Consider the following 25,982-nt stretch of genomic DNA (forward strand, 5'->3'; position numbering starts at 1 on the left):
ACGCCAACGGTTCCTCGACCTGGACCTCGGTCGGCGTGCGTCCCGTGTACGCGTTCACCAACAACTTCAAGCTGGTGGGCGAACTGGGCACGGACCGCGTGACGCAAGCGGGCGGCCTGCCGGCCAAGCGCCTGACCAAGCTGACCATTGCCCCGACGATCTCGGCCGGCCCTGGCCTGTGGTCGCGTCCCGAGCTGCGTGCTTTCGTGACCTACGGCAAATGGAACGATGCGGCTACCGCCTCGGTCAATGCGGCCAACAACGGCGGCCCGATCTACAACAACAATACGAGCGGCACGTCGTACGGCTTCCAAGTCGAAACCTGGTTCTAAACACCGAACAAAACCTGCTGCGCGGCGCGCTTTGCGGCCTGCGATGCTCACCGTGCTCTAGCACGGCTGCGCTTCTCGGCCACAAATCACTGTCGCTCGCGACGGTTTTTTTCAGTGTTGACGTTGGTAAGTGCAGATCAACCTGGCGCATCCTTCGCGGATGCGTTTTTGGCGCCGTCCCGTGATATAAATGCAATGTAGTCATGTCATGGATCACGGCGCCGTCTTTACACCAAGATGATGCCCGTTTGCAAGCGGGTCTGAGCACAAGAGCGCCGGGACAGGCGCATATTTCACTTTTTTCGGCCCCCGTATGCCGAAGCCCCCTAAAAGCTTGATCAAAAAAGGAATGTGGAGATGAAACTGAAATTCAAGATTACCCAACTGGCCGCATTGACCACCCTGGCGTTTGCCGGCAGCGCGTTTGCGACCGACGTGGAAGTGTTGCACTACTGGACCTCCGGCGGCGAAGCGAAGTCCGTCGGCCAGTTGCAGCAAATCGTGAAGGAAAGCGGCTTCGGCTGGAAAGACTTCGCCGTGGCTGGCGGCGCTGGCGAAAACGCCGCGACCGCGCTGAAGACCCGCGTCATTTCCGGCAATCCGCCGACGGCTGCCCAGATCAAGGGCCCATCGATCCAGGAGTGGGGCGCAGAAGGCGTGCTGGCCAATATCGATGATGCCGCCATTCCAGGCAAATGGGATGCCGTGCTGCCGAAAGTCGTCGCCGACATCATGAAATACAAGGGCCACTACGTTGCCGCCCCCGTCAACGTCCACCGCGTCAACTGGATGTGGGTCAACCCTGAAGTGCTGAAAAAAGCCGGCGTGGCCACCACCCCGACCACCTGGGATGCGTTCTTCGACGCGGCCGAGAAGATCAAGAAGTCGGGCGGCATCGCCATCGCCCACGGCGGCCAGCCATGGCAGGACGCCACCGTGTTTGAATCCGTCGCGCTGGGCGTGGGCGGCACGGAATTCTACAAGAAGGCCATCCTCAAGCTGGACCAGAAGGAATTGACCGGCCCGACCATGATCAAGGTGTTCGACACCCTGGGCAAGGTGAAGACCTACATCGACAAGGATGCGGCAGGCCGCGACTGGAACCTGGCCACCGCCATGGTCATCAACAACAAGGCCGGCTTCCAGTTCATGGGTGACTGGGCCAAGGGCGAGTTCACGGCCGCCGGCAAGGTGCCGGGCAAGGACTACCTGTGCGTGGCCGCGCCTGGCACGGACAAGGCCTACACCTTCAACATCGATTCGTTTGCCATGTTCACGCAAAAGGATGCGAATGCGAAGAAGGGGCAGATCGCCCTGGCCAACGCCATCATGAATCCGAAGTTCCAGTCGATCTTTAACTTGAACAAAGGTTCCATCCCCGTGCGTTCCGGCGTATCGAAGGACAAGTTTGACGCTTGCGCCCTGAAATCGATGGAAGACATGGACGCCACCAACAAGACGGGCGGCCTGGTGCCATCGTTTGCGCACGGCATGGCGCTGCCATCGGCCACGCAAGGCGCCGTGACCGACGTTATCGCCAAGTTCATGAATACCAACATGAGCTCGAAAGACGCGGTTGCCGCCCTGGCCAAAGCGGCAAAAGTGAAGTAATCACGACGGCGCCGGCACTCCCGCCGGCGCCCGCTGCATCGCATGCATCGCAGGCGTCCGCCCTGGCTTTCGAGCGGGCCGGCGCCACACGCAGTTTTTACTTCTACGGCTGTCCTATGTCCATACGCAAGCAATTCGACCGATGGATACCGCAGATGGTGCTGGGCCCGACGCTCATCGCCAGCCTGGTATTCGTCTATGGTTTTATCTTTTTGACCGGTTGGCTGTCGCTGACCGAATCGCGGCTGATGCCGAACTACGAGTTCGCCGGCCTGGTGCAATACGTCGAGCTGTTCGACAATGAGCGCTGGTGGACCTCGCTCAAGAACCTCGGCATCTTCGGTGTCCTGTTCATCGCTTGCAGCATCGCCATCGGCCTGTTCCTGGCCATCCTGCTGGACCAGAAAATCCGCGCCGAAGGCGCGCTGCGCGCCATTTACCTGTATCCGATGGCATTGTCCTTCATCGTCACCGGCACGGCCTGGAAATGGATGCTCAATCCCAGCCTGGGCCTGGAAAAGGTCATGCACGACTGGGGCTGGACCTCGTTTACCTTCGACTGGCTGGTGAACTCCGACATGGCCATCTACACGGTGGTGATCGCCGGCGTCTGGCAGTCGTCGGGCTTCGTCATGGCCCTGTTCCTGGCCGGCCTGCGCGGCATTGACGATGAAATCATCAAGGCGGCGCAAGTCGACGGCGCATCGCTGCCGACGATCTACTGGCGCATCGTGATTCCCGCCATGCGGCCCGTGTTCTTCAGCGTGCTGCTGATCCTCGCGCACATCGCCATCAAGAGCTTCGACCTGGTCATCGCACTGACGGCTGGCGGACCTGGCAACTCGTCGTCCGTGCCGGCCATCTTCATGTACCAGTTTTCCTTCACCCGCGGCCAGCTGGGCCTGGGCTCGGCATCGGCAATGATGATGCTGGCCACCATCGTGGCCGTGCTCGTGCCGCTGATGTACCTGGAAACGCGCAGCGCAAAGGCGATGAGATGACACACACTCCTACAAGTAACAATAAACTCACCCTGGGACGGGTGGTGCTGTACCTGCTGCTGATCCTGTTCGCGGTGTACTACATCGTGCCCCTGTACGTGACCCTGTCGACGTCGTTCAAGTCGCTCGACGAGATCCGCAGCGGCAACCTGCTGGCACTGCCGCACGTGTGGCAGTTCGATTCCTGGGCCAAGGCCTGGTCGTCGGCCTGCACGGGCGTCACCTGCGACGGCATGCAGCCGTTCTTCTGGAACTCGATCAAGATGGTGATTCCCGCCGTGCTGATCTCGACCTTCCTGGGCGCCTTCAACGGCTATGTGTTCGCGCACTGGCGCTTCCGCGGTTCGGAAATCCTGTTCGCCGCCTTGCTGGTGGGCTGCTTCATTCCGTTCCAGGTGGTGATCCTGCCGATGGCGCGTCTGCTGGGTGAATTCGGCCTGGCCAATACGACTACCGGCCTGGTTTTCGTGCACGTGGTGTATGGCACGGCCTTCACGACCTTGTTCTTCCGCAACTATTACATCGGCGTGCCGGAAGAATTGATCAAGGCGGCGCGCATCGACGGTGCCGGCTTCTTCTTGATCTTCCGCAAGATCGTGCTGCCGATTTCGGGTCCGATTTTCGTCGTCTGCATCATCTGGCAGTTCACGCAGATCTGGAACGACTTCCTGTTCGGGATTGTGTTTGCCAGCGGCGATTCGCAGCCGATCACGGTGGGCTTGAACAACCTGGTCAACACGTCCACGGGCGTGAAGGAATACAACGTCAACATGGCCGCCGCGGTGATTGCCGCGCTGCCGACCCTGCTGGTCTATCTGGTCGCAGGCCGTTATTTTGTGCGCGGTCTGACCGCAGGCGCAGTCAAAGGTTAAGGAAAGAATATGTCCAGTTTATCGATACGCAGCATCCGCAAGGTGTACACGAATGGCGTCGAAGTCCTCAAGGGCATCGACATCGAAATCAAGGATGGCCAGTTCCTGATCCTCGTCGGCGGCTCCGGCTCCGGCAAGTCGACCCTGCTCAACATGGTGGCCGGCCTGGAAAGCGTCACCTCCGGCGAAATCCTCATCGACGGCAAGGTGGTCAACGACCTGCCGCCGAAGGACCGCGACATCGCCATGGTGTTCCAGTCCTACGCGCTGTACCCGTCGATGACGGTGCGCGAAAACATCGCGTTTGGCCTGAACGTGAAAAAGGTGCCGAAGGCGGAGCAGGAGGAAATCGTCGCCCGCGTGGCCGAAACGCTGCAGATCACGCACTTGCTGGACCGCCGCCCGGCGCAGCTGTCGGGCGGCCAGCGCCAGCGCGTGGCCATGGGCCGCGCCATTTCGCGCAAGCCCTCGCTGTTCCTGTTCGACGAACCGCTGTCGAACCTGGACGCCAAGCTGCGCGTGGAAATGCGCGCCGAGATCAAGCTGCTGCACCAGCGCCTGAAGGCCACCATCGTCTACGTCACGCATGACCAGATCGAGGCGATGACGATGGGCGATTTGATCGCCGTCATGAAGGATGGGGTGGTGCAGCAACTGGGCACGCCGCAGGAAATCTACGACAACCCGGCCAACCTGTTCGTGGCCGGCTTCATCGGCTCGCCGTCGATGAACTTCATCACCGTCAAGCCTGTCATCGAGGGCAACGAGGTGTTTGTCGCCATCGAGAACGCGGGCAAGAGCCTGCGCCTGGCGCTGCCGTTCGCCGCCGACAAGCTGCGCAGCTATGCGGGCCGCGACGTGATCCTGGGCGTGCGCCCGGAGCAGATCACGGACATGAGCAGCGCACACGGCGACGTGGGCCAGGAACTGGGCTGTTTGATCGACCTCGTCGAGCCGACCGGTCCCGATACCTTGCTGACGACGCGCCTGAACGGTGCCGCCGTGACCTGCCGCACGCACCCGCGCGAAGCGGTGCTGCCGGGGCAGACCATGCAGTTGTCGTTCAACCTGTCGAAAGCGGCCCTGTTCGATCCGGCCAACGGCGAACGGATCGCCTAAGCGGCACCTGCAACAGAAAACGGCCCGCCTTTCACCTGACAGGCGGGCCGTTCTCGTTGACGCCGCCGCGCTTAATGCGGCAGCGATTTTTTATAGGCGATGGCGTGGCGCAGCTTGCCCTTGTCGTCGATCAGCTCATCGAATTCATTCCGGTTGACTTCCCGCAGGGCGCCCAGCTCGCGCGCGCTCTTGCCGCCGCTGACGCTGTCGCCGGGCCGCAGCGCCACCATCGCCTGCGCGGCCAGCAGGATCGCATTGGCATACGCGACAGGGTCGCGCAGGTCGACACGCGCCAGGTCCAGCGCCGGCATGCCGCGCAGCCAGTCGGCCCAGTAGAATTCGAGAAATTCCGTGGCGTGCTCCGGCGGCTCGTAGCCGATCTCGCGCGTAAAGTAGACGAGCGAGCGGTATGGGTCGTCGCCCAGCGATGCGAGGCCGATGGCGGGCGGCAGCTGCTGCGGCGTGATGGCCTGGTTGCGGCCGTTCTTCAGCCACACCTTGTTTTGCGCGCGCATGCGTGTCCAGAAGGCCGCTTCGTCCAGCGCGCTGAAATTGTCGCTGACCTTGACCCAGACCTGCAATTGATGATTGCGCCCGCCATCGGCTTCCCAGAAGCTGGAAAACGTATGGTGGCCATCGGTCAGGTACACGATGCCGCGCGGGCCGATGACGACGGTCTTCATGTCGTCCGGGCGGCTGCCCACGGCCGCCTTGCAGCGGTAGCCGGCCGGGGGCGCGGCCAGGGTGGCGCCGGCCACGTTGGCCGTATTGGGCAAGACGTCGCCCTGGCCATTGGCTTCGCACAGGTCGGCGAATTTCCTGGGCTTGGCGATGTCGGCGATGCGCTTTTCTTCGGCCGCATAGCGTCCCAGCTTGTAATACACCTGGTCGTAGCCGATGGCGGGCTGGGTCGGATGCAGTTCATCGAGGCGCACCTGCAGGATGCGCGGATGGGCGGCGCTGCCCACCACGGTGGACATCAGCGCCTGCTGGCGCGCGCTGAGGGCGGGCGCGACGGCGGCATCGCGGGCCCATGCCATGCTGGCGAAAGACAGGGCCAGCGCGGCGGCGGCCCGGGGAAGTGCGGCGTGCATGCGACCTCCGAAGTGAGCGGTATGGCGTGCAGCATAGCGCGGCACGCGATTTCGCGCAGTCCGACAGGCGCATGCACTGCGCCAGATCAAGACAGCTTCTAAAACCACGTCTCCACCTGCAGGCCGAACGAGGTGCCGCTGGTGGCATTGCCGTACACGGGCCCCGATTCATTGGCCTTGTTGACGGCGGCCGTGGCGGCGTCGTTCCATTTGCCGTAGGTGACGAAGGCGCGCAGCTCCGGGCGCGACCAGTAACCCTTGCCCGCCGTCAGGGTGGGCGCGAAGGTCAGCTTGGTCAGGCGCTGCGCGGCGCCGCCCGTGGGCGAGGTCACGCGGTCCGTGCCCAGTTCGAACTGCAGCTTGAAGTTGTCGTTGACGGCATACACGGGGCGCACGCCCACGGTGGTCCAGGTCGAGCTGCCGCCCGAGACGTTGGACTTGTCGCGCTGCACGATGGCCACCATTTCCGCGCTCCACTCGGGCGTCGGCTGTATCCACAGCGAATTGAAGATGCGCAGGCGCGTGACGTCGCTGCCGTTGCGGATCGAACCCGTGGTGCCCATGCGGTCGCAGCACTGGCCGCCGGCGCCCGTGCCTGGCCCCACGCCGTACTGGATGCCGAAGGTGTTGGCGCCGCCCCACACTTTATCCTGCTTGTGCAGCACGGTGGCCTGCCAGCCGCCGTGCGAGGTGCTGTCCTTCTTGTCGGGCGTGATGAGGGTGGTCAGCACTTCCAGCGTGCCATCCTGGTTGACGGGGATGCCCTGGTAGACGAGGTTTTGCCGGATGGCCGAGTTGCCGGGCTTGTCGTTATCCTTGAAGAAGCCGTAGCTGATGCGGCCCGGTCCCAGCTTGTACTGGTCGATGCCGCCGCCCGTGCCGTTCATATTGATATATTGCAAGTCCAGCATGTGGATGTCGGGACGCATGTAGTAGCGCTTGCCGATCCAGGCCGTGCCGCCGTTGAGCGTGGGTATGTTTTTCGCTTCCACGTACATCTTCGACATGCTCAGGTCCGAATCGCTGACGGCGGAGCTGGGCGTGTAGGCTGCCACCATGATATGGCCGACGAAGCTGACGCCGTTGGCGGACTTGGCCATTTCCTTCTGGTATTCGAATTCGCCATAGGTGTCGCATTCGTTGCCGAGCCGGTAGCGCATGGTGTTGCCGCCCAGGCCGAAGCAGCTTTGCGGGCCGCGGCTTTCCGTGCTCGAGCCGAGGCCGGCGCGGAAGTAGCCGTGGTATTCGCCTTCGGCATCGCTGGCGTGGGCGGCGCCGCAGGCCAGCAGCATGGTGCAGGCGAGGGCCAGCGAGGTCTTGATCGGGTGTTGCATGGAATCTCCTTGTCGTTATTAAGATGCGTGCTTGGGCACGTCGTACGGGATCGCTGCCGATCCAGTCGGGGCGGCTGCCTGGGCGGGAGGGCTCAGGCGGCCAGATTCTGTTTCGAGGAAATCAGGTTGCCGGGCTGGCGCCGCGTGCGCGCCACGCCCTGCGCGTCGAACAGGTGGAAGGCGCTGCTGGCGGCCGAGACCGTGAACGGCTGGCCCAGCGGCACGCGGTTGTTGCCGTCGCCGCGTATCACCAGTTCCTGGCCGTTGTCCAGGCTCAGGTAGATGAAATTGGCTTCGCCCAGGTGCTCCACCAGGCTGACGACGCCCTGGAAGCGGGCGCCGCCGTCGCTGTTTTCCAGGATGTGTTCAGCGCGCAGGCCCGCCGTGACGGCGTCGCCCGCCCGCAGGCCCGCCGGATCGACGAGGGCCGTGATTTCCTGGCCGCTGGCCAGAGCCACGCGCACGCCATCTTCCTCGGCGGCAAGGACTGTGCCCTCGAAGAAATTCATCATGGGCGCGCCGATGAAGCCGGCCACGAAGCGGTTCGCCGGCTGCTGGTACAGCTCCAGCGGCGTGCCCGCCTGCTGGATATGGCCGCCATGCATGACGACGATCTTGTCGCCCAGGGTCATCGCCTCGACCTGGTCGTGCGTCACATAAACGATGGTGGCGTTCAGCTGGCGGTGCAGCTTGGCGATTTCCAGCCGCGTCTGCACGCGCAGGGCCGCGTCGAGGTTCGACAGCGGCTCGTCGAACAGGAACAGCTGCGGTTCGCGCACGATGGCGCGGCCGATGGCCACCCTCTGGCGCTGGCCGCCCGACAGTTCGCGCGGCAGGCGTTCCAGCAGATGGTCGATCTTCAGGATGGCGGCCGCGTGGCGCACGCGCCGGGCGATGTCATCCTTGCCGGAGCCGGCGATCTTCAGGCCGAAGGCCATGTTGCGGAACACGCTCATGTGCGGATACAGCGCATAGCTTTGGAAGACCATGGCGATGCCCCGTTCGGCGGGCGGCAGGTCGTTGACGACCTTGCCGCCGATGGACAGCGTGCCGTGCGAAATGCCTTCCAGGCCGCACAGCATGCGCAGCAAGGTCGATTTGCCGCAGCCGGAAGGGCCCACCAGCACGACGAATTCGCCGTCGCGGATGTCGAGGTCGATGCCGGCCAGCACGTTCGTGCGGCCGTCGTAGGATTTGCTCAGCTGTTGCAGGCTTACATGGGCCATGGTGCACCTATTATTTGACCGCGCCGGATGTCAGGCCGCGGATCAGTTGACGAGAGAAAATGACGTACATGACGAGCACGGGAATGACGGCCAGCGACAGCGCCGCCAGCACGGAGTTCCAGTCGGTCACGTATTGCCCGATGAATTGCTGTACGCCCAGGGTGACGGTCTTGGTGCGGTCCGACGGCGCCAGGATCAGCGGGAACCACAAGTCGTTCCAGGCGGGAATCATGGTAAACACGGCCACCGTGGCGATGGCGGGGCGGATCAGGGGCAGGATCACCTGGAAGAAGATGGCGAATTCGCCCACGCCGTCGCAGCGCGCCGCATCCTTCAGTTCGCGCGGCACCTGGCGCACGAATTCGGACAGGATCATCACGGCCAGCGGCAAGCCCTGCGCCGTGTACACGAGCACCAGCGCCGTCAGGGTGTTGATCAGGTCGAGCCGCACCACCAGTTCCAGGATGGACACGGTGCCCAGGCGGATGGGAATCATGATGCCCAGCGCCAGGTACAGGGTCAGCAGGCGGTTGCCCGTGAACGTATATTCGGACAGTGCCCAGGCCGCCATGGCGCCGAACAGCACGATCAGCAGCAGCGACAGCAGGGTGACGAACAGGCTGTTGCCGAAATACAGCAGGAAGTCCGCATTGGCCAGCACCTTGTGAAAGCCCACGAGGGAAAAGGTGGCGGGCGTGGGCAGGGCCAGCGGATTGTCGAAGATGGCGGCCCGCGTCTTGACTGAGTTGATCAGGATCAAGACGATGGGGAACAGCGCGATCAGGGTGTAGCCGGCCAGGATCACGTGCACGGCGGCGCGGCCCAGGGGGCGGGTGGAAACGTTGCGCATGGCGGCCCTTACAGTTCGTAGCGTGTCAGCTTGCGCTGCACGAAAAAGAAATACACGCCCACGCCCACGAGGATGACGAGGAACATCATGGTGGCCACGGCCGCGCCCATGGTGGGGCTGCCCAGCTGGGCCTGGTAACCGAAGAAGGTGCGGTAGAAGAAGGTGCCGAGGATGTCGGTGGCGTAGTTCGGCCCCGCCAGCGCGCCTTTCACGGAGTACACGAGGTCGAAGGCATTGAAGTTGGCGACAAACGTCAGGATGGTCACCAGTCCCAGGGTGGGCCAGATCAGCGGCAGCTTGATTTGCCAGAAGATGCGCATGGCGCTGGCGCCTTCCGCGTGGGCCGCCTCGATGATTTCCTCGGGCACGGCCAGCAGGGCCGCATAGATCAGCATCATGGGAATGCCGATGTATTGCCAAACAGAAATGAGCGCGATGGTCAGCAGGGCCGTCGATTCCTGGCCCAGCCATGGAGCGAAATAGCTGCCGATGCCCACGCCGTCCATCAGCGACTGGCCCACGCCCCACAGCGGCGACAGGATCAGCTGCCAGATGAAGCCGATGATCACCACGGACAATAATGTGGGCAGGAAGATCAGGGTGCGGTAGCTGCGCTCGCCCTTCAGCCCCTTGAGGCTGAAGAGGGTGGCCAGCAGCAGGCCGATGGGATTTTGCAGCAGCATGTGGATGAGGAAAAACTTGCAGTTGTTCCACATTGCATTCCAGAAACTTTGCGACCATTGCGGGTCGAACAGGATGGTGGCGTAATTGGCCAGACCGGCAAAATGATGGCGGCCGCCCTCATCGGTCGTGTACAGGCCCAGGCGCAGGGTATCGGCCAGGGGCAGGGCGCTGAACAGCGAGTAGATGATCAGCGCCGGCGCCAGGAACACGGCCACGTGCCACGGGAAAGCTTTCTTCACGGCGAAACTCCAGACGAATAAAAACACCGGCGGCGGGGCCGCCGGCAAAACCGCGCCACCGGGCCGCTGCATCGCATTGCTCAGGCCGGTTGCGGGGGGAGGATGGGGGGATTACTGTTGCGGCTTGTACCACTTGGCAAAGCCGGCCTGGATCTGGCGCGCCGCGTCTTTCGGCGCCAGCTTGCCGTTCAGGACCTGGGCGTTGACGTTCCACAGCTCGTTTTCCATGCTCGGTTCGCCCCGGTTGAGGATTTGCGCGTTCAGGCGGATGGTCGAGGCGCAACTGGCGCGCCAGCCGTTCATCTGCTTCGCCAACGGATCCTTGATGGAAATCAAATGGTTCGACAGCGAGAAGAAGCCCGTCACCTTGTTGGTGTAGATGTCGGCGAATTCCTGCGAACCGAGCCAGGCGAGGAATTTGTAGGCGTCTTCCTTGTTCTTCGACTTCTTGTTGACGCTCATGCCGATGTCCGTGTGGTCCGAGATATAGCACTTGTCGCCGGCCTTGCGCACGGGCGGGTTGAAGGCGCCCAGTTCCAGCTCCGGGTCCTGCTTGAAGTAGGCGATGTCCCAGGAGCCGGACGGATAGATGGCGGCCTTGCCCAGCGCGAACTGGTTCTGGCTGTCGCCATAGGTTTGCGCGCTGGCGCCCTTGGACAGATAGCTGCCCAGCCGGGCTTCATATTCCCAGGCGGCAACGAATTGCGGATCGGTAAACTTGGCCTTGCCCGCGATCAGCGCCTTGCGGCCATCCTCGCCCTTCCAGTAATTGGCGCCGATGCTGGTAAACACCACCTGGTTCGCTTCCCACTGGTCGGCCGTGCCCAGCGCCAGCGGCGCATACTTGCCGCTCTTCTTGACCGTTTCCAGCACCTTGAAGAATTCCTCTTCCGTGGCGGGCGGCTGCAGTTTCAGTTCGCGGAAGATTTTCTTGTTGTACAGGAAACCATGCATGACGGAGGCGATCGGCATGCAGAAGGTGTCCTTGCCATCGTCCGTCTGCCACGCCACCTTGGCCGAGGCGGGAAAATTCTCCATGCCGGCCTTGCCGTCGAGCTTTTCCAGCTGGCCCCGCTTGTACAGGGCCAGCGAGACGTCGAACGGGCGGCAAGCGAGCAAGTCGCCGGCCGTGCCGCCGCTCAGGCGCGCGTTCAGCGTGGAATCGTATTCGGTGGGGGCGGTGGGCGAGAACTTGATCTCGATGCCAGGATGCTTTTTCTGGAAGGCGGGGATGAGCACCGTTTCCCACAGGGTCTTGTCGTCCACGCGCCAGCTTTCGATGGTGAGCGTGCCCGCTTGCGCCGTGCCGCTGGCCAGCAGCAGGGCCAGCAATGTGTTGCGCGCGGCCACGCCGCCTTGTGCATGCAATCGCATGATGTCTCCTTGTTGGTGTTGGTCTTGTTTGGCTGCCTGATACGCTGCAGTTGGCGGACAGTAGCATCGGGGGAAATGTGACGCCAGCAGCCGGCATTGCGCTGGCGATCGTTTCTTATCTTGTTGATTTCAAAGGATAATATTGAAATGTGCAGGTACGCTTGCTTACCTTTCCTTACCATTGGCCGCTGCCGTGGCGCGCCGTGCGGGGCGTCGGGCGGGTGGGGCCGCCTGGACGCCGTGCAAGATGGCGCAACAAAAGCTCACGTTTCTTTACAAATCAGGTGACTAAATTACCAACCTGCTGTTTTGTAGTTGGGCTATAGTTTGTCGCGACAAGAACAAGGGGACAGCATTGAAGACGCCACCGCGCAGCACCGCCGACCGCCATGCCGGGGCCGCCCGCCGTCGCGGCGTGGCGGCACTGGCACTGCTATCACTGATGTGGACCGGCGTGCCCGTGCGGGCCGAGCCGCTGCAAGTGCTGCACTGGTGGACCTCGACCGGCGAGCGCCGCGCGGCCGACGTGCTGGTGGCGCGCCTGGCGCAGGAAGGCGTCGAGTGGCGCGACGCGGGTATCGCGGGCGGCGCCGGCGTCGGCGCGGGCAAGGTGCTGAAGAGCCGCGTGCTGGCCGGCAATTCGCCGGAAGTCATGCAGCTGATCGGCTACACCCTGGGCGAGTGGAGCGACCTGGGCCTGCTGCTGCAGCTCGACAGCGTTGCCGCCAGCAACAACTGGCGCGCGACCATGTATCCGACCGTGTGGGGCCTGCTGCAGAACCGCGGCCATACGATGGGCGTGCCGGCCGGCATCCACCGCATCAATACGCTGTTTTACAACCGTAAGATTTTCCAGCGCCTGGGCCTGGCCGTGCCGCGCAGCTGGAGCGACTTCGAGCGTGTGGCCGCCAGGCTGCGCCAGGCCGGCATCACGCCGCTGGCGCAAAGCAGCGAGGCGTGGCAAGTGTCCACCCTGTTCGAGACGCTGGTGCTGGCCGAATCGGGGCCTGCCTACTACCGCGCCCTGTTTGTCGACAAGAAAGCCGAGGCATATGCGGACCCCCGCCTGCGGCATGCCTTGCAGCGCTTGAGGTCGCTCAAGCAATGGATGGCGGCGCCACTGCGCGAACAGAGCTGGCCCGAGATGGCGCGCCAGGTCGGTGATGGCGAGGCGGCCATGTACATCATGGGCGACTGGGCGAAGGGCGAGCTGAACGCCTGGGGCCGCGCCACGGACGAGGTCTTCGGCTGCACCGCCGCGCCCGACACGGGCGAATATCACCTGTACAGCATCGATACGCTGGCCATGTTCGCTTCCGACTACACGCACCAGGGCGCGCAGGAAAAGCTGGCGCAGGTGGTCGCTTCGCCGTCCGTGCAGCTCGAGTACAGCCAGGTAAAGGGCTCGATTCCCGCCTTGCGCCAGGCCGACCTGTCGCGCCTGGACAGCTGTGGACGCGCTTCGGCGCAGGCGTTCGCGCGCGGCGCCGCGTTCCAGGCGCCCAGCCTCGTGCACCGCATGGCCACCGATGAAACCAGCAAGGACGCCATCATCGCCGAGGTGCACCGCTATTTCCTGGACGAGACGATCAGCGCGGCCGACGCCCAGCGCCGCATCGCCAGCATGTTGCAGGCGCTGAATAAAAAAGGACGAGACCATGTCACGCAAAATCCTGGTCGTTGACGACGATCAAAAGACCCGCATGCTGTTGAAGGCATATTTGGAAAAGAATCAATATGAGGTCAGCCTGGCGCATGATGGCGCCACCTTCCTGGCCGAATTCCACCGCCACGTCGACAGCCTGTCGCTGGTGATCCTCGACGTGATGCTGCCCGACACGGACGGCTTTGCCCTGTGCAAGGTGGTGCGCGCCCGCTCGAACGTGCCCATCATCATGCTGACGGCCAGCTCCGACGAGACGGACCGGGTGGTGGGCCTGGAGCTGGGCGCCGACGATTACATCGCCAAGCCCTACAGTCCGCGTGAATTGCTGGCGCGCATCAAGGCCATCCACCGCCGCACGGGCATCGACGCGGCGGCGCCGCCCCGCTACTACCGCTTCGTGGGTTTCACCCTAGACACGCTGGAACGCACGGTGACGGATGCCGATGGCGAGGCGCTGCAACTGACGGGCCTCGATTTCCAGCTGCTGCGCTATTTTGTCGAGCATCCAGGCGATATCCTCGACCGCAGCGTGCTGTGCGAACAGACGCGGGGGCGCGATGCGGGGCCGCTCGACCGCTCGCTCGACGTGCAGGTGAGCCGGCTGCGGCTGCGCCTGAAGGATGATGGCAAGCAACCCGTGCTGATCAAGACGGTGCGCGGCGCCGGTTATGTGTTTTCGGCCGACGTGAGCAGTGCGCATGCCTGAGCGGGGCGCGCGCCGCCTGCTCGAGCGCCTGCTGCCGCCATCGCTGCTGGGCCGCCTGTCCGTCGTGATGGTGGCGGGCGTGCTGGCCACGCAACTGGTGGGCAACCTGATCTGGGCCGCGCAGCTGCGCCGCGACTCGGCCGTGGAAGCGCGCATGGCGTCGCAGCACCTGGCGCGCAGCGCCAGCAGCACCATCCGCTTCTTTCTCAGCCTGCCGGCCAATTACCGGCCCATCCTGATCCAGCAATTCCGCGAGATGGGCGGCACGCGCTTCTTTGTCAACGTCAACCAGGGCCCGCTGGCCATCCGCGAAATCGCACCGCACGCGCTGGCCGACACGGTGGTGGCGACCGTGGGCGCGGCGCTGAAGAGCGACTTGCCGCAGCTGGCCGGTTACCGCGTGGGCTTCGCCTGGCCGGCCGATCTGGTGGTGGCCGACAGCGGCGCGCGCATCGGCGACTTGCCGGAAAACTGGGTCCAGCATATCTTGCTGCTGAAACCGAATCCGGCCCCCGTGCTGGTGATCCAGGCCGAGCTGGAGCCGGGCAATTGGCTGTACCTGGCGGCGCTGATGCCGAATCCGTATTTTTTGCAAAGCAGCAACCCGTGGACCCTGGACCGGGTACTGCTGCAGGCGCTGTCGCTGGCGGCCGTGCTGCTGCTGTCCATCCTTGTCGTGCGCTGGACCACGCGGCCGCTGGCGGCCCTGTCGGACGCGGCCGAGGCCTTTGGCCGCGGCGAGACGCCGCCGCCCCTGCCGCAGACGGGCAGCCGCGAGTTCGTGCAGACGGCGCGCGCCTTTGGCGCCATGCGCGAGCGCATCCAGCGTTACCTGGAAGACCGCGAACGCCTGTTCGTGTCGATTTCGCACGACTTGCGCACGCCCATCACGCGTTTGAAATTGCGCACGGAACTGCTCGACGACGATGTGCAGCGCAATGAATTCCACGACGACCTCGACGAGCTGGACATGATGGTCAAGGGGGCGCTGCAATGCGTGAAAGACAGCGACATCCATGAAAACGCCACCGAGGTGCGACTTGACGCCTTGCTGCAGCGCATGGTGCGCGGCGCCCAGCTGGCCGGCCACGAAGTGCATTACGTGGAGACGGGCCTGAGCGTGACGGCCAAGCCGCTGGCGCTCAAGCGCGCCATCGGCAACTTGCTCGACAATGCCTTGTTTTACGGCAAGACGGCCCACCTGTCCGCGCGCCGGGAAGGCGGGCACATCGTCATCCGCATCCGCGACGACGGCCCCGGCGTGGCCGAAGAGGCGTTCGCCAGCCTGTTCCAGCCCTATGTGCGCCTGGAACATGGCCGCGAGCAGAATGCGCATGGCATGGGGCTGGGGCTCGGTATTGCGCGCAGCATCGTGCAGGCCCACGGTGGCGAACTGAGCCTGGCCAACCACCGCGAGGGCGGCCTGGAAGCGACCATCCGCCTGCCGGCGCAGTAAGGCGCCGGCGGCAGCGTCAGGCCAGCAGCGCGCTGGGCACGCGCGGCGAGGACATCAGGTCGCGGAAGGCGGCCCAATGCGCGGCACGCGTCGCGCCCTGGCGCTCGACATAGGCTTTCGCCATGTCCTGGCCCAGGTTGTAATTGATGACGTAGGCGCCCATGGCATCGTAGAACTGCAGGCGCTGCGCGGATTTCTCGGCCGGATACAGGCGCACGTTGACCAGCCATTCCAGCGCTTCTTCGCGCGTGATGCCGCCTTCGAGGTACTGGCGCGCGATGTCGTTGTCGGCGTAGCCGAGTTTTGCCAGCAGCGCATTGAGTTGCGCATAGCGGGGCGCCAGCGCCGGGTCCAGGCCGGCCAGCGGATACAGCACTTGCTGTTCGAAGTCCAGCCGTTCCGCCTCCGTGAAACTCAGGTCGATGCCGTAATTGGCCGTGCCTTCGGCGATCAAGGATTGCGGCGAGTACAGGGGATAGATGCAGTATTCCATCCAGCCCTTGCCGCGCACCAGGTCGCGTTCCAGCAGCACGTTATAGACGTGGTGGCCCGGATACGCTTCGTGGCAGCCGAGGTCGACGGCGCGATCAATATACACGGGCAAGTCCGTATTGATCTGGATCACGCTCTGGTAGTTGCCCTTGTACCAGTTGTAGCCGCTCCAGGGTTTGTCGGTGACGAATTCCAGCACGAAATCTTCGCCGTCGGGCAGGGCGATGTACTGCAAGGTGCGCTCGCGGCCCATGCGGATGGCCGCGTCCATGACGGCGCGCAGCTTGTCGGCGGGAATGACGAGTTGCGCGCGCAAGGCGTTGACACGCGCGCTGACCGTGCCGGGACCGGGCAGCAGCGCGTCGATCTGCGCCACCAGTGCTTCGTAGTACGCACGGCTGTGATGGGGCGAGACGGCGTCGTACAGGCGCGCGCTTTCCGTATCGAAATCGAGGCGTGCGCCTTGCAGCATGTCCGCCTTGGCCAGCACGGCGTGCAATTGCTTGCGCAGGTTGTGGGCGCGCAGGCAAGGTTCGTCGGCCAGCAGGGCCAGCGCCTTGTCAGTCGCGGCCTTGATGTCGCTCAAACTCAGTTGCTGTTCTACCGCTTCCTGTTGCCATGCGGGCGGGCCGTAATAGGCGTCCACGTACGACGCATCGTGCTGGCCCATGGCCAGAACCAGCTTGACGTAGCGTTCGGCCGCGTCGGCAAGGGTAGGGGAGTTGCTATCGTTATTCGTCATGGCGGCAGGGTCTCGCGGTTGGGCAGCGCTTATTGTATAGCGCAATGGCATGCGCGTGAGGCGTGTACGCGCCACATCATTTCTCTACAGTAACTGGGGAAACGCATCTTGATATACATCAGTGATCCCGGCATTCCGCACCTGCGTCACGCGGTTTGGCCGCAAGATGACGTGGTCTTCTTTTTTTATGCAAGCACGTGATTTTCTCCTTGATCTTTCTTCGTTTATGGACGAATGTGATGGTCGAGATCCGGCACTACCTGACGTCATCGGGCAGGGATTTATATACGGAATGGCTGAAACGCCAGCGCGATACTACGGCCAGGGTGGCCATAGCCCGGCGCGTGTTGCGTATGATTCCCGGCAATTTTGGCGACCACAAGTTCTGCCACGATGGTGTGTGGGAATTGCGCATCGACGTGGGGCCTTGTTACCGTATCTATTACGCCATTGCCGGGGAGCAGATCATTTTATTGCTGTGCGGAGGCGACAAGCATACCCAATCGAAAGATATCGAATACGCCTGTGCCTGCTGGCATGACTGGAAGGAGAGAGGACATGAAAGAGGAACCAAGCAAACCACCGAGAGACCGCTCGCATGATGAAGCGATGGCCGAACTGTACCGCGACGATCCCGCTCTGGCCCTTGAACTGATCAACAACATCCTCGTCGATGGCGACCATGGCGAACTGCTGGCCGTGCTGCGCCAGCTGACGCGCGCCTTTGGCGGCGTGCCCGCCGTGGCGCAGGCGGCCAAGCTCAATCCTACCCAGCTGTACCGCACCCTGTCGCCCGAGGGCAATCCCTCGCTCGCCACCTTGACGGCCATCCTCGATGCCATGGGCTTGCGGCTGGCCGTGGAACCCAGGCAGCCGTTTTCCACGCCGGCTGCCTGAGCCCACGGCGTTCGCTTAAAACTCGACGGGCCGCGCCTCGCGCATCGCTTGCGTCATGGCCAGGCCGATGCGCGTCGCTTCCGTCGCGTCGTGCAAGGTCAGCGACAGGGTCCGCCGGCCCAGCGCCGCATCCGTGAATTCCTGCGCCTCGATCAAAAAGGCGTCGGCGAAGCGGGCATAGAAATCCGGCGTGCATTCGTTGCGCACGCCATGCGCATCCGAGATTTCCACGCGGTTCAGGCGTGGATTGCTGCCCACGGCCAGGCGCCCCCCCGTGCCGAACACTTCCGTCAGGGTTTCATGGCCATGCGCCATGGTGCGCGACGCCATGAAGCTGGCCATGCTGCCATCGCTGAACTCGACCGTCGCCAGGCCGTTGTCGACGTCGCCGAACGCCTGCAAGCCCGTGTGGATGGCGTTGGTGCCGCTCGCATACACGCGCTTGGGCACGGGATTGCCCAGCAGCCAGCGCGCCAGGTCGATATCGTGCACGCTGCAATCGAGGAAGATGCCGCCGCTGGTGGGGGCAAAGCGCATGAAGGCGCCGCTGGGGTCGTTCTGGTCGCAGGTTTGCGAACGCACCAGATACGGCTTGCCGATCAGGCCCTGGGCGATCTTTTGCTGCGCGTCATGGTAGCTGGCGTCGAAACGCCGCACGAAGCCGATCATGACGGTCAGTTGCGGGTGGCGCGCCGCTTCCGCTTCCACCTTCAGGCAATCGGTCAGGTCCAGCGACAGCGGTTTTTCGCAGAATACGTGCTTGCCGGCGCGCAAGGCGGCGATGATCTGGTCCGCATGCAGCGAGGTGGGCGTGACGAGGAAGACGGCGTCCAGGCCGGGGTGGGCCAGCAGCGCATCGTAGTCGGCATAGCCGGTGGTGATGCCGAGCTGGCTGGCGGCCCAGTCCAGTTCGGCGGGCACGGGGCTGCAGGCGGCGACGACTTCGGCATTCGGCACGCGCTGCGCCAGGTTGATGGCGTGGCGCTGGCCCAGCCGGCCCAGGCCGACGATGCCGACTTTTAATGTTGGGGATGACATGGTGTCTCCAGATAGCTTTATTATTGGTTTATACAGTGACGACGCGCTGTTCGCGCCACGACAGGGTGGCCGCCTCGGCCAGTTCCAGGGCCTTCAAGCCATCGTGGACGGTGGTGCGCAGCGGCGTGCCGTGGCTGAGGGCGTCAAAGAAGTGCGCCATTTCCTGCGCGTAGGCCACGCGATAACGTTCCAAGAAGAAATCTTCCGGCTTGTCCACGCTGACGTTGACGGCGCCATAGGCCGTCACTTCCGTCGGCTTGTGGTTGCCCGCCTGCAGCATGCCGGCGCTGCCCAGCACTTCGAAGCGCTGGTCGTAGCCGTAGGCGGCGCGGCGCGAGGCATTGATCTGGCACAAACGTCCCTTGGCCGTGCGGATGGTGACGACGGCCGTATCGAGGTCGCCCGCTTCGCCGATGGCCGCGTCGACAAGGCAGCTGCCCGTGGCGTGCACGCTGACGGCTTCGTCGTCGAGTATCCAGCGGAAGATGTCGAAATCGTGGATCAGCATATCCTTGAAGATGCCGCCCGACACCTTGATGTAGCTCACGGGCGGCGGGCCCGGATCGCGGCTGGTGACGACCAGCAATTCCGGCGTGCCGATCTCGCCCGCCTCAATCCGTGTCTTGACGGCATTGAATGTCGGGTCGTAACGGCGCTGGAAGCCCAGCATGCACAAGACCTTGGCTTCCTTGACAGCAGCGGCGCAGGCGCGCGCCCGGTCCAGCGTCAGATCGACGGGTTTTTCGCAAAAGATGGCCTTGCCGGCGGCGGCCGAGCGCAGGATCAGGTCCGCATGCGTGTCCGTGCTGGAGGCGATGACGACGGCCTTGATGGCCGGGTCGGCCAATGCCGCTTCGACAGTCGCGCTGCTGCCGCCATGCAAGCCGGCCAGGGCGGCGGCCGCTTCCTGGTTGACGTCGACCACGTACTTGAACTGCACGCCGGGCTGGGCAGCCAGGTTGGCCGCGTGGATTTTGCCGATGCGTCCGGCGCCGAACAACGCTACTTCAATCATCATGTTCTCCTGGGGTGTGGATTTCTTCGATGTCGAGCTCTAATTTGTATGCCAGCGCGATGAACAGCGCCTGGCACAGGCAGATGGTGCTGGTCAGCGAGCGGAAGGCGAAGGCACTGCCCTCGGTGACGGTGAGCAGCGCGTCGGCCGCCCGCGCGAGCGGGGCCAGCTTGCTGTCGGTAATCACCAGGACCTTGGCGCCCTTGTCCTGCGCCGCCTTGATGCACTGCTGGGTTTCCTTGCCGTAAGGCGAGAAACTGATGGCGATCGCCACATCGCGTTCGCGCACGCTGCGCATCTGTTCGCGGTGCATGCCGCCCAGTCCGCTGATCAGGTGCACGCGCTTGTCCGTGTGTTCCAGCGCGTAGGCGATGTAGGAGGCGATCGGGAACGACCGGCGCACGCCGATCACATAGATATTTTCAGCTTTCAGCAGCAGGTTGACGGCCGCTTCCAGCTGGGCGTCGTCGAGGCCGGCCGCCAAGTCGTCGAGGCCGGCGCGGCTGGCGCCGACGAATTCACGCGTCAGGTCGCCCGCGCTGAGGGCCGAGTCGCGCGTGGAAATGAGCTTGCGGATGCGCTGCTGGTAGTCGGGCGTGGCGCCGGCCTGGTCCGTGTAAGCCTGGCGGAATACATCTTGCATTTCAGAAAAGCCCGTATAGCCGAAGCGCTGCGCGAAACGCACGATGGCCGACGGCTGCACGTCGCAGGCGCTAGCGATGTCGCTGATGCGTTCGAGCATCAGGCTGGCGCGATGCTTTTCGATGTATTGGGCGATGACTTTCAACTGCCGCGACAGGTTGTCGTACTCGGCGGCAATGTGCTGCATCAGCTGTTCGATGGGGGCGGTGGCTGCCATGTTTTTTCCTTGGTGTACTTGCTGGGCCGCGCTGGCGTATCAATTCCGTGCGGCTGGTTCTGGCGAGAATTATAGGAGGGAATCCTGAAAATAGAAACGAATTTCTATTTAAATTTATTTTGAAAATTTTATTGCATTTGTCTTTTTTGTGGCCTAAGCTGTGCGCAGTGCATCGGGTCTTGCCGGTTGTCCGGTTCCCCGCTGACACGCTTCAAAAGCTGGCAACTATAAAAAATCAATCCTTCAAGGAGACATTCATGCAAAGCAATAAGCGTAAGGGATTTCTGAAGAGCCTGGCCATGCTGGGACTCGGCCTGGGACTGGGTCTGGGCATGAGCGCCAGCCACGCGGCGGGCGAGAAATTCGTGCTGATCAGCCATGCGCCCGATTCCGATTCCTGGTGGAATACGATCAAAAATTCCGTCAAGCAAGCAGGCGAAGACTTCAACGTCACCGTCGACTACCGCAACCCGCCGAATGGCGACCTGGCCGACATGGCCCGCCTGGTCGAGCAATCGGCGGCCCGCAACTACGACGGCGTGATCGTCAGCATCGCCGACTTCAGCGTGCTGCAAAAACCGCTGGGCCTCGTGGCCGCCAAGAAGATTCCGTTTGTCACGATCAATTCCGGCACCCTGGCGCAAAGCGAGCAGCTGGGCGCCGTGATGCACGTGGGCCAGCCTGAATACGAGGCAGGCAAGGGTGCCGGCGAAAAAGCCAAGGCGGCCGGCATCAAATCGTTTGTCTGCGTCAACCATTACGCGACGAATCCGTCGTCGTTCGAGCGCTGCCGCGGCTTTGCCGAAGCCATCGGCGTCGATTTCAAGGCCGCCACCCTGGATGCGGGCGAAGATCCGACCACCATCGAAAGCAAGCTGAGCGCCTACCTGCGCAACAACCCGAAAACCCAGGCCGTGCTGGCGCTGGGACCGACATCGGCCCACGCTTCGCTCAAGGCGCTGGAAAAGATGGGCTTGAAGGGCAAGATGTGGTTCGCCACGTTCGATTTGTCCGATGAAATCTCGAAAGGCATCAAGGATGGCAGCATCCAGTTCGCCATCGACCAGCAACCCTACCTGCAAGGCTACATCCCCGTTGCCGTGCTGGCCATCATGAAGCAGGACAAGACCACGGACCTGGCCAAGGTGCGCGAAAAGCTGATCAATAACGCCAAGTTCAAGGCGCGCCTGGCCGAATACGGCCTGGCACCATCGTATGGCCCGCGCCATATCGGTTCCGGTCCTGGTTATGTCACCAAGGACAATATCGGCAAGGTGGAGAAATACGCCGGCCAGTTCCGTTAAGCACCCGCTTTTCAATTCAATTCAATTCAATCAATACCTTACAACGCCTAACAAAACCGTAGCGAGCGGATGGGAGTTGTGGTTGAGAACCGGCACTGTGCGAATGCTCGGGGCCGCCGAGGCAGTGAGCATCGGAGACCGCAAATCGCAACGCGCAGTAGATTTTGATAGGTGTTCTTAGTTGTTGTCCCCGCGCGCAGGCCTAGCTTGCCGGCGCGCGGGTCCTGCCGCCCTGGAATTGTTGTCGAGGCTGGCAGGTTGCTATAAATCAAGGGAGACATAGCATGAGTACCGTGAAATTCAGCGTGGAGCAGGGCGGCATGGCCGCCTCGGGCACGCCGCCGCAAAAGCAGGGCCTTGATGAGCGCGTGGGGCAGGTCAGCTGGCTCAAGCGGCTGTTCAGCCGTCCGGAATTCGCCTCGATCTCGGGCGCCATCCTGGTGTTCGCCTTCTTCATCCTGACGGCCGGCGATTCCGGCATGTTCAACCTGGACGGCGTGATCAACTGGGCGCAAGTGGCCGCCTACCTGGGCATCATCGCCATCGGCGCCTGCGTCTTGATGATCGCCGGCGAATTCGACCTGTCGATTGGCTCCATGATCGGCTTTGCCGGCATGATGATCGCCATTCCTTCAGTCTACTTCCACTGGCCCGTGTGGGCCGCCATCCTGTTCGCCTTTGCCGGTTCGATGGCGCTGGGCTGGCTCAACGGCTACCTCGTCATCAAGACGCGCTTGCCTTCCTTCATCGTCACACTGGCTTTTTTGTTCATCCTGCGCGGCCTGACCCTGGCCCTGTCCATCATGTTTGCCAACCGCACCATCGTCAGCGGCATCGGCGCGCTGGCCGCCGACGACTGGCTGGCCACGACCCTGTTCCATGGCGAAGTGGGCACCTCGCTGTTCGCCTGGATGGCCAAGGCGGGCTGGATCACGGCGCTCGACAATGGCGCGCCGCTGGTCAAGGGCATCCCCAAGGTCATCGTCTGGTGGGCGGGCCTGGCGCTCGTGTCCGGCTTTGTCCTGGCCCGCACCCGCATCGGCAACTGGATCTTCGCCGTCGGCGGCGACGCCAACGCGGCCAAGAACGTGGGCGTACCCGTGAAAACCATCAAGGTCTCGCTGTTCGTCTTCACCGCCTTCTGCGCCTGCTTGTTTGCCACATTGCAAGTATTTGACGTGGGATCGGCCGCCGCCGACCGCGGCATGCAAAAGGAGTTCGAAGCCATCATCGCGGCCGTCATCGGCGGCGCCCTGCTGACGGGCGGCTACGGTTCCGTCGTCGGTGCCTGCTTCGGCGCGCTGATCTTCGGCGTGGTGCAGATCGGCATTACTTATACGAATATCAATTCCGACTGGTTCCGCGTCTTCCTCGGCGTCATGCTGCTGATCGCGGTACTGTTCAACAACTTTGTCCGTGCCCGTGTCACGGAAGCGAGATAAGCCATGAGCGAATACATCCTTGCGCTGGAAAACATCAGCAAACGCTTCGGCTCCGTCATCGCCCTGCAAAACGTCACCCTGCGTTTGAAACCGGGCGAAGTGCATTGCCTGCTGGGCGACAACGGCGCCGGCAAGTCGACCCTGATCAAGACCCTGGCCGGCGTGCACCGGCCCACCGATGGCCAGTACCTGGTCGATGGCAAGCCCGTCAGCTTCAATTCGCCGAAAGAGGCGCTGGACCTGGGCGTGGCCACCGTCTACCAGGACCTGGCGCTGGTGCCCCTGCTGTCCGTGGCGCGCAATTTCTTCATGGGCCGCGAGCCGATCAAGAAAATGTTCGGCGTGCTGCCGGTGATGGATATGGAGTATGCGGCCACCACGGCGCGCGACAAGCTGGCCGAAATGGGCATCATGGTGCGCGATCCGCACCAGGCCGTGGGCACCATGTCGGGCGGCGAGCGGCAATGCCTGGCCATTGCCCGCGCCATCCACTTCGGCGCGCGCGTGCTGATCCTCGACGAACCGACGGCTGCGCTGGGCGTGAAACAGTCGTTCAATGTGCTGAAACTGATCTACAAGGCGCGCGAACGGGGCTTGTCCGTGATCTTTATCACCCACAATGTGCATCACGCCTATCCCGTGGGCGATTCGTTCACCCTGTTGAACCGGGGCAAGTCGCTGGGTACTTACACCAAGGAAACAGTTTCCAAGGATGAAGTACTCGACATGATGGCGGGCGGTGCGGAAATGCAAACGCTGATGGCTGAACTCGACGGTGTCACGATTTAAGGATAACCATGAATAACCCGACACAATTTGCCCAGGGCCGCGCGCTGGACGTGATCTGCCTGGGCCGCCTGGCCGTGGACCTGTACGCGCAGCAGATCGGCAGCTCGCTGGAAGACGCGACGAGCTTTGCCAAGTACCTGGGCGGCTCTTCCGCCAATATCGCCTTCGGCACGGCCCGCCTGGGCTTGAAGTCGGCCATGCTGTCGAAAGTGGGCGACGACCACATGGGCCGTTTCTTGACGGACACCTTGTCAAAGGAAGGCTGCGACGTCAGCCACGTCGGCATCGACCGCGAGCGGCTCACGGCTTTGGTGATGCTGGGCATCAAGGACAAGAACACCTTTCCGCTGATTTTTTACCGTGAAAATTGCGCCGACATGGCCATCGACGCCGCGTCGGTGGATGCGGCCTTCATTGCCTCAAGCAAGGCCTTGTTAATCACCGGCACGCATTTCTCGACCGCCGCCATGCACGCCGTCAGCACGCAGGCATTGCAGCTGGCCCGCGCCAACAACGTGCGAACCGTGCTCGACATCGATTACCGGCCCGTGCTGTGGGGCTTGTCGGGCAAGGCGGACGGCGAAACGCGCTTCGTCTCGAACGAAGGCGTCACCAAGCACTTGCAGGCGATCCTGCCGCAGTTCGACCTGATCGTCGGCACGGAAGAGGAATTCATGATCGCCGGCGGCGGTGCCGACATCATGGCGTCCTTGCGCGCCGTGCGGGCCGCCACCCTGGCCACCTTGGTCGTCAAGCGGGGGCCGCTGGGCAGCGCCGTCATCGACAGCGTGGTGCCGGCCAGTCTCGACGATGCCTATAACTACCGCGGCGTGCGCGTGGAAGTGCTCAATGTGCTCGGCGCGGGCGACGCCTTTCTCTCCGGCTTCCTGAAAGGCTGGCTGCGCGGCGAGGATTACGAGGCGTGCTGCCGCTACGCGAACGGCTGCGGCGCCCTCGTCGTATCGCGCCACGGCTGCGCGCCGGCCATGCCGTCGCCCGTCGAGCTCGACTATTTCCTCGCCAATGCGGCCAAGCTGACACAGCCGGACCAGGATGCCACCTTGTCGCGCCTGCACCGCACGACGGTGGCGCGCAAGGAGTGGAATGAGCTGTGCGTGTTCGCGTTCGACCACCGTACGCAATTCTTTGAGCTGGCGCAACAGGCTGGCGCACCCGAATCGCGTATCTGCGCCTTGAAGCAATTGATGGTGCAAGCCGTGGCGCAGACGGAAACGGCCTTGCAGCTGGCCGGCAAGACGGGCGTGCTGATCGATGGCCGCTATGGCGTCGACGCGCTCAACGATGCGACGGGGCGGGGCTGGTGGATAGGCCGGCCCGTGGAATTGCCGGGATCGAACCCGTTGCAGTTCGACTGGGGCCGCTCCATCGGCTCGCACCTGCTCAGCTGGCCGAAGGAACACGTGATCAAGTGCCTGGTGCAGCTGCACCCGGACGACGCCGTGGAAAACCGGCTGGAACAGGAAGCGCAGATCAAGGCCCTGTATGACGCGGCGCAAGTGAGCGGTCACGAACTATTGCTCGAAGTCATACCGTCGGATGCCTTGCCGCACGGTGACGATACCGTCTTGCGCGCCGTCAAGCGCCTGTACAACCTCGGCATCTACCCGGAATGGTGGAAGCTTGAAAGCATGTCCGCCCAGCAATGGCAAGCCATCGATGCCCTCGTGCATGAGCGCGATCCGTATTGCCGTGGCGTCGTGCTGCTGGGCTTGAACGCGCCGATTGCCGCGCTGGCCGACAGTTTTGAACAAGCCAGTGCCAGCACCACCTGCAAGGGTTTCATGGTGGGGCGCACCATCTTCCAGGAACCGAGCCGCCG

General features: G+C 63.2%; 24 protein-coding genes. 14 read left to right on the plus strand and 10 right to left on the minus strand.

Going from position 1 to position 25,982, the window contains the following annotated elements:
* The 5 genes from BXA07_RS28235 to ugpC (BXA07_RS28255) all read left to right on the plus strand — a co-directional run.
* Positions 1 to 332 (plus strand): carbohydrate porin (locus tag BXA07_RS28235; RefSeq protein WP_139335831.1); only part of this gene is annotated, 332 nt, incomplete at its 5' end.
* A 357-nt stretch (positions 333 to 689) separates the two neighbouring features.
* The gene (locus BXA07_RS28240) at positions 690 to 1,943 is read left to right on the plus strand and encodes an ABC transporter substrate-binding protein (RefSeq protein WP_076573022.1); all 1,254 of its coding nucleotides are present in this window, start codon (positions 690 to 692) and stop codon (positions 1,941 to 1,943) included.
* A gap of 116 nt (positions 1,944 to 2,059) precedes the next feature.
* On the plus strand, positions 2,060 to 2,944 hold the full coding sequence (locus BXA07_RS28245; RefSeq protein ID WP_076573023.1) for a carbohydrate ABC transporter permease: 885 nt from the start codon (positions 2,060 to 2,062) through the stop codon (positions 2,942 to 2,944).
* A complete protein-coding gene (locus BXA07_RS28250) occupies positions 2,941 to 3,816 on the plus strand; it encodes a carbohydrate ABC transporter permease (protein ID WP_076573024.1) in 876 nt (291 codons plus the stop codon). The genes BXA07_RS28245 and BXA07_RS28250 overlap by 4 nt, the downstream gene beginning before the upstream one ends.
* Before the next feature lie 9 nt (positions 3,817 to 3,825).
* Entirely contained in the window at positions 3,826 to 4,935 is a 1,110-nt protein-coding gene (ugpC, locus tag BXA07_RS28255) for an ABC transporter ATP-binding protein (RefSeq protein ID WP_070303050.1), read from the plus strand.
* Between the two features lie 71 nt (positions 4,936 to 5,006).
* On the opposite strand, the gene BXA07_RS28260 is transcribed toward ugpC (BXA07_RS28255), so the two are convergent.
* The 6 genes from BXA07_RS28260 to BXA07_RS28285 all read right to left on the minus strand — a co-directional run bounded on the left by BXA07_RS28260 (position 5,007) and on the right by BXA07_RS28285 (position 11,736).
* Positions 5,007 to 6,029 carry a ParB/Srx family N-terminal domain-containing protein gene (locus tag BXA07_RS28260; RefSeq protein ID WP_083708597.1) on the minus strand — a complete coding sequence of 341 codons (1,023 nt, stop codon included), beginning with the start codon at positions 6,027 to 6,029 and terminating at the stop codon, positions 5,007 to 5,009.
* Positions 6,030 to 6,127: 98 nt separating this feature from the next.
* Complete coding sequence (locus BXA07_RS28265) at positions 6,128 to 7,363, minus strand: maltoporin (RefSeq protein WP_076573025.1); 1,236 nt, start codon at positions 7,361 to 7,363, stop codon at positions 6,128 to 6,130.
* A gap of 92 nt (positions 7,364 to 7,455) precedes the next feature.
* A complete protein-coding gene (ugpC, locus tag BXA07_RS28270; protein ID WP_076573026.1) occupies positions 7,456 to 8,589 on the minus strand; it encodes an ABC transporter ATP-binding protein in 1,134 nt (377 codons plus the stop codon).
* 10 nt (positions 8,590 to 8,599) lie between these two features.
* Positions 8,600 to 9,439, minus strand: a complete 840-nt coding sequence (locus tag BXA07_RS28275; protein ID WP_076573027.1) for a carbohydrate ABC transporter permease — start codon at positions 9,437 to 9,439, stop codon at positions 8,600 to 8,602.
* Between the two features lie 8 nt (positions 9,440 to 9,447).
* Complete coding sequence (locus BXA07_RS28280; protein WP_070218123.1) at positions 9,448 to 10,362, minus strand: carbohydrate ABC transporter permease; 915 nt, start codon at positions 10,360 to 10,362, stop codon at positions 9,448 to 9,450.
* 111 nt (positions 10,363 to 10,473) lie between these two features.
* On the minus strand, positions 10,474 to 11,736 hold the full coding sequence (locus BXA07_RS28285; RefSeq protein WP_076573028.1) for an ABC transporter substrate-binding protein: 1,263 nt from the start codon (positions 11,734 to 11,736) through the stop codon (positions 10,474 to 10,476).
* A 355-nt stretch (positions 11,737 to 12,091) separates the two neighbouring features.
* On the opposite strand from BXA07_RS28285, the gene BXA07_RS28290 reads away from it, so the two are divergent.
* Genes BXA07_RS28290 through BXA07_RS28300 form a run of 3 tightly spaced genes read left to right on the plus strand, consistent with a single transcriptional unit; the run spans position 12,092 to position 15,564 of the window.
* Positions 12,092 to 13,420 carry an ABC transporter substrate-binding protein gene (locus BXA07_RS28290; RefSeq protein ID WP_244556439.1) on the plus strand — a complete coding sequence of 443 codons (1,329 nt, stop codon included), beginning with the start codon at positions 12,092 to 12,094 and terminating at the stop codon, positions 13,418 to 13,420.
* Positions 13,395 to 14,108 carry a response regulator gene (locus BXA07_RS28295; protein WP_070290746.1) on the plus strand — a complete coding sequence of 238 codons (714 nt, stop codon included), beginning with the start codon at positions 13,395 to 13,397 and terminating at the stop codon, positions 14,106 to 14,108. Before BXA07_RS28290 ends, BXA07_RS28295 begins: the two co-directional genes overlap by 26 nt.
* A complete protein-coding gene (locus BXA07_RS28300) occupies positions 14,101 to 15,564 on the plus strand; it encodes an ATP-binding protein (protein ID WP_076573029.1) in 1,464 nt (487 codons plus the stop codon). Before BXA07_RS28295 ends, BXA07_RS28300 begins: the two co-directional genes overlap by 8 nt.
* Positions 15,565 to 15,580: 16 nt before the next feature.
* Here BXA07_RS28300 and BXA07_RS28305 read toward each other — a convergent pair whose 3' ends face one another.
* The gene (locus BXA07_RS28305; RefSeq protein WP_076573030.1) at positions 15,581 to 16,798 is read right to left on the minus strand and encodes a hypothetical protein; all 1,218 of its coding nucleotides are present in this window, start codon (positions 16,796 to 16,798) and stop codon (positions 15,581 to 15,583) included.
* A 239-nt stretch (positions 16,799 to 17,037) separates the two neighbouring features.
* Between BXA07_RS28305 and BXA07_RS28310 the strand changes: the two genes are divergently transcribed.
* Complete coding sequence (locus BXA07_RS28310; RefSeq protein ID WP_076573040.1) at positions 17,038 to 17,400, plus strand: type II toxin-antitoxin system RelE/ParE family toxin; 363 nt, start codon at positions 17,038 to 17,040, stop codon at positions 17,398 to 17,400.
* On the plus strand, positions 17,357 to 17,695 hold the full coding sequence (locus BXA07_RS28315; RefSeq protein WP_076573031.1) for a helix-turn-helix domain-containing transcriptional regulator: 339 nt from the start codon (positions 17,357 to 17,359) through the stop codon (positions 17,693 to 17,695). The genes BXA07_RS28310 and BXA07_RS28315 overlap by 44 nt, the downstream gene beginning before the upstream one ends.
* A 15-nt stretch (positions 17,696 to 17,710) precedes the next feature.
* Here the strand turns inward: BXA07_RS28315 and BXA07_RS28320 are convergent, their stop codons facing one another.
* The 3 genes from BXA07_RS28320 to BXA07_RS28330 are packed head-to-tail and all read right to left on the minus strand — an operon-like array spanning position 17,711 to position 20,607.
* Positions 17,711 to 18,733: a Gfo/Idh/MocA family oxidoreductase gene (locus tag BXA07_RS28320; protein WP_076573032.1), complete on the minus strand. Its 1,023-nt coding sequence runs from the start codon at positions 18,731 to 18,733 to the stop codon at positions 17,711 to 17,713.
* A gap of 28 nt (positions 18,734 to 18,761) precedes the next feature.
* Positions 18,762 to 19,748, minus strand: a complete 987-nt coding sequence (iolG, locus tag BXA07_RS28325; protein WP_083708598.1) for an inositol 2-dehydrogenase — start codon at positions 19,746 to 19,748, stop codon at positions 18,762 to 18,764.
* Entirely contained in the window at positions 19,741 to 20,607 is an 867-nt protein-coding gene (locus tag BXA07_RS28330) for a MurR/RpiR family transcriptional regulator (protein ID WP_076573034.1), read from the minus strand. The genes iolG and BXA07_RS28330 overlap by 8 nt, the downstream gene beginning before the upstream one ends.
* A 299-nt stretch (positions 20,608 to 20,906) precedes the next feature.
* On the opposite strand from BXA07_RS28330, the gene BXA07_RS28335 reads away from it, so the two are divergent.
* From BXA07_RS28335 to iolC, 4 genes are all read left to right on the plus strand, one after another.
* Complete coding sequence (locus tag BXA07_RS28335; RefSeq protein ID WP_092802645.1) at positions 20,907 to 21,911, plus strand: sugar ABC transporter substrate-binding protein; 1,005 nt, start codon at positions 20,907 to 20,909, stop codon at positions 21,909 to 21,911.
* A 320-nt stretch (positions 21,912 to 22,231) separates the two neighbouring features.
* Entirely contained in the window at positions 22,232 to 23,353 is a 1,122-nt protein-coding gene (locus tag BXA07_RS28340; RefSeq protein ID WP_076573041.1) for an ABC transporter permease, read from the plus strand.
* Between the two features lie 3 nt (positions 23,354 to 23,356).
* A complete protein-coding gene (locus tag BXA07_RS28345; RefSeq protein WP_076573036.1) occupies positions 23,357 to 24,142 on the plus strand; it encodes an ATP-binding cassette domain-containing protein in 786 nt (261 codons plus the stop codon).
* Between the two features lie 8 nt (positions 24,143 to 24,150).
* On the plus strand, positions 24,151 to 25,982 hold a 1,832-nt coding region (iolC, locus tag BXA07_RS28350; RefSeq protein WP_076573037.1), incomplete at its 3' end, for a bifunctional 5-dehydro-2-deoxygluconokinase/5-dehydro-2-deoxyphosphogluconate aldolase.

Origin of the sequence: Janthinobacterium sp. TND4EL3, from assembly GCF_900156175.1 — a bacterium.
Classification (GTDB): Bacteria; Pseudomonadota; Gammaproteobacteria; order Burkholderiales; family Burkholderiaceae_D; genus Janthinobacterium.

Coding starts and splice junctions, on each gene's coding strand:
- BXA07_RS28265 (WP_076573025.1), bottom strand. CDS start 7,363: ATGCAACACCCGATCAAGACCTCGCTGGCCCTCGCCTGCACCATGCTG.
- BXA07_RS28240 (WP_076573022.1), top strand. CDS start 690: ATGAAACTGAAATTCAAGATTACCCAACTGGCCGCATTGACCACCCTG.
- BXA07_RS28260 (WP_083708597.1), bottom strand. CDS start 6,029: ATGCACGCCGCACTTCCCCGGGCCGCCGCCGCGCTGGCCCTGTCTTTC.
- BXA07_RS28305 (WP_076573030.1), bottom strand. CDS start 16,798: ATGACGAATAACGATAGCAACTCCCCTACCCTTGCCGACGCGGCCGAA.
- iolG (WP_083708598.1), bottom strand. CDS start 19,748: ATGATTGAAGTAGCGTTGTTCGGCGCCGGACGCATCGGCAAAATCCAC.
- BXA07_RS28340 (WP_076573041.1), top strand. CDS start 22,232: ATGGCCGCCTCGGGCACGCCGCCGCAAAAGCAGGGCCTTGATGAGCGC.
- BXA07_RS28330 (WP_076573034.1), bottom strand. CDS start 20,607: ATGGCAGCCACCGCCCCCATCGAACAGCTGATGCAGCACATTGCCGCC.
- ugpC (WP_076573026.1), bottom strand. CDS start 8,589: ATGGCCCATGTAAGCCTGCAACAGCTGAGCAAATCCTACGACGGCCGC.
- ugpC (WP_070303050.1), top strand. CDS start 3,826: ATGTCCAGTTTATCGATACGCAGCATCCGCAAGGTGTACACGAATGGC.
- BXA07_RS28250 (WP_076573024.1), top strand. CDS start 2,941: ATGACACACACTCCTACAAGTAACAATAAACTCACCCTGGGACGGGTG.
- BXA07_RS28300 (WP_076573029.1), top strand. CDS start 14,101: ATGCCTGAGCGGGGCGCGCGCCGCCTGCTCGAGCGCCTGCTGCCGCCA.
- BXA07_RS28285 (WP_076573028.1), bottom strand. CDS start 11,736: ATGCGATTGCATGCACAAGGCGGCGTGGCCGCGCGCAACACATTGCTG.
- BXA07_RS28345 (WP_076573036.1), top strand. CDS start 23,357: ATGAGCGAATACATCCTTGCGCTGGAAAACATCAGCAAACGCTTCGGC.
- BXA07_RS28295 (WP_070290746.1), top strand. CDS start 13,395: ATGTCACGCAAAATCCTGGTCGTTGACGACGATCAAAAGACCCGCATG.
- BXA07_RS28315 (WP_076573031.1), top strand. CDS start 17,357: ATGAAAGAGGAACCAAGCAAACCACCGAGAGACCGCTCGCATGATGAA.
- BXA07_RS28245 (WP_076573023.1), top strand. CDS start 2,060: ATGTCCATACGCAAGCAATTCGACCGATGGATACCGCAGATGGTGCTG.
- BXA07_RS28320 (WP_076573032.1), bottom strand. CDS start 18,733: ATGTCATCCCCAACATTAAAAGTCGGCATCGTCGGCCTGGGCCGGCTG.
- BXA07_RS28275 (WP_076573027.1), bottom strand. CDS start 9,439: ATGCGCAACGTTTCCACCCGCCCCCTGGGCCGCGCCGCCGTGCACGTG.
- BXA07_RS28335 (WP_092802645.1), top strand. CDS start 20,907: ATGCTGGGACTCGGCCTGGGACTGGGTCTGGGCATGAGCGCCAGCCAC.
- BXA07_RS28310 (WP_076573040.1), top strand. CDS start 17,038: ATGGTCGAGATCCGGCACTACCTGACGTCATCGGGCAGGGATTTATAT.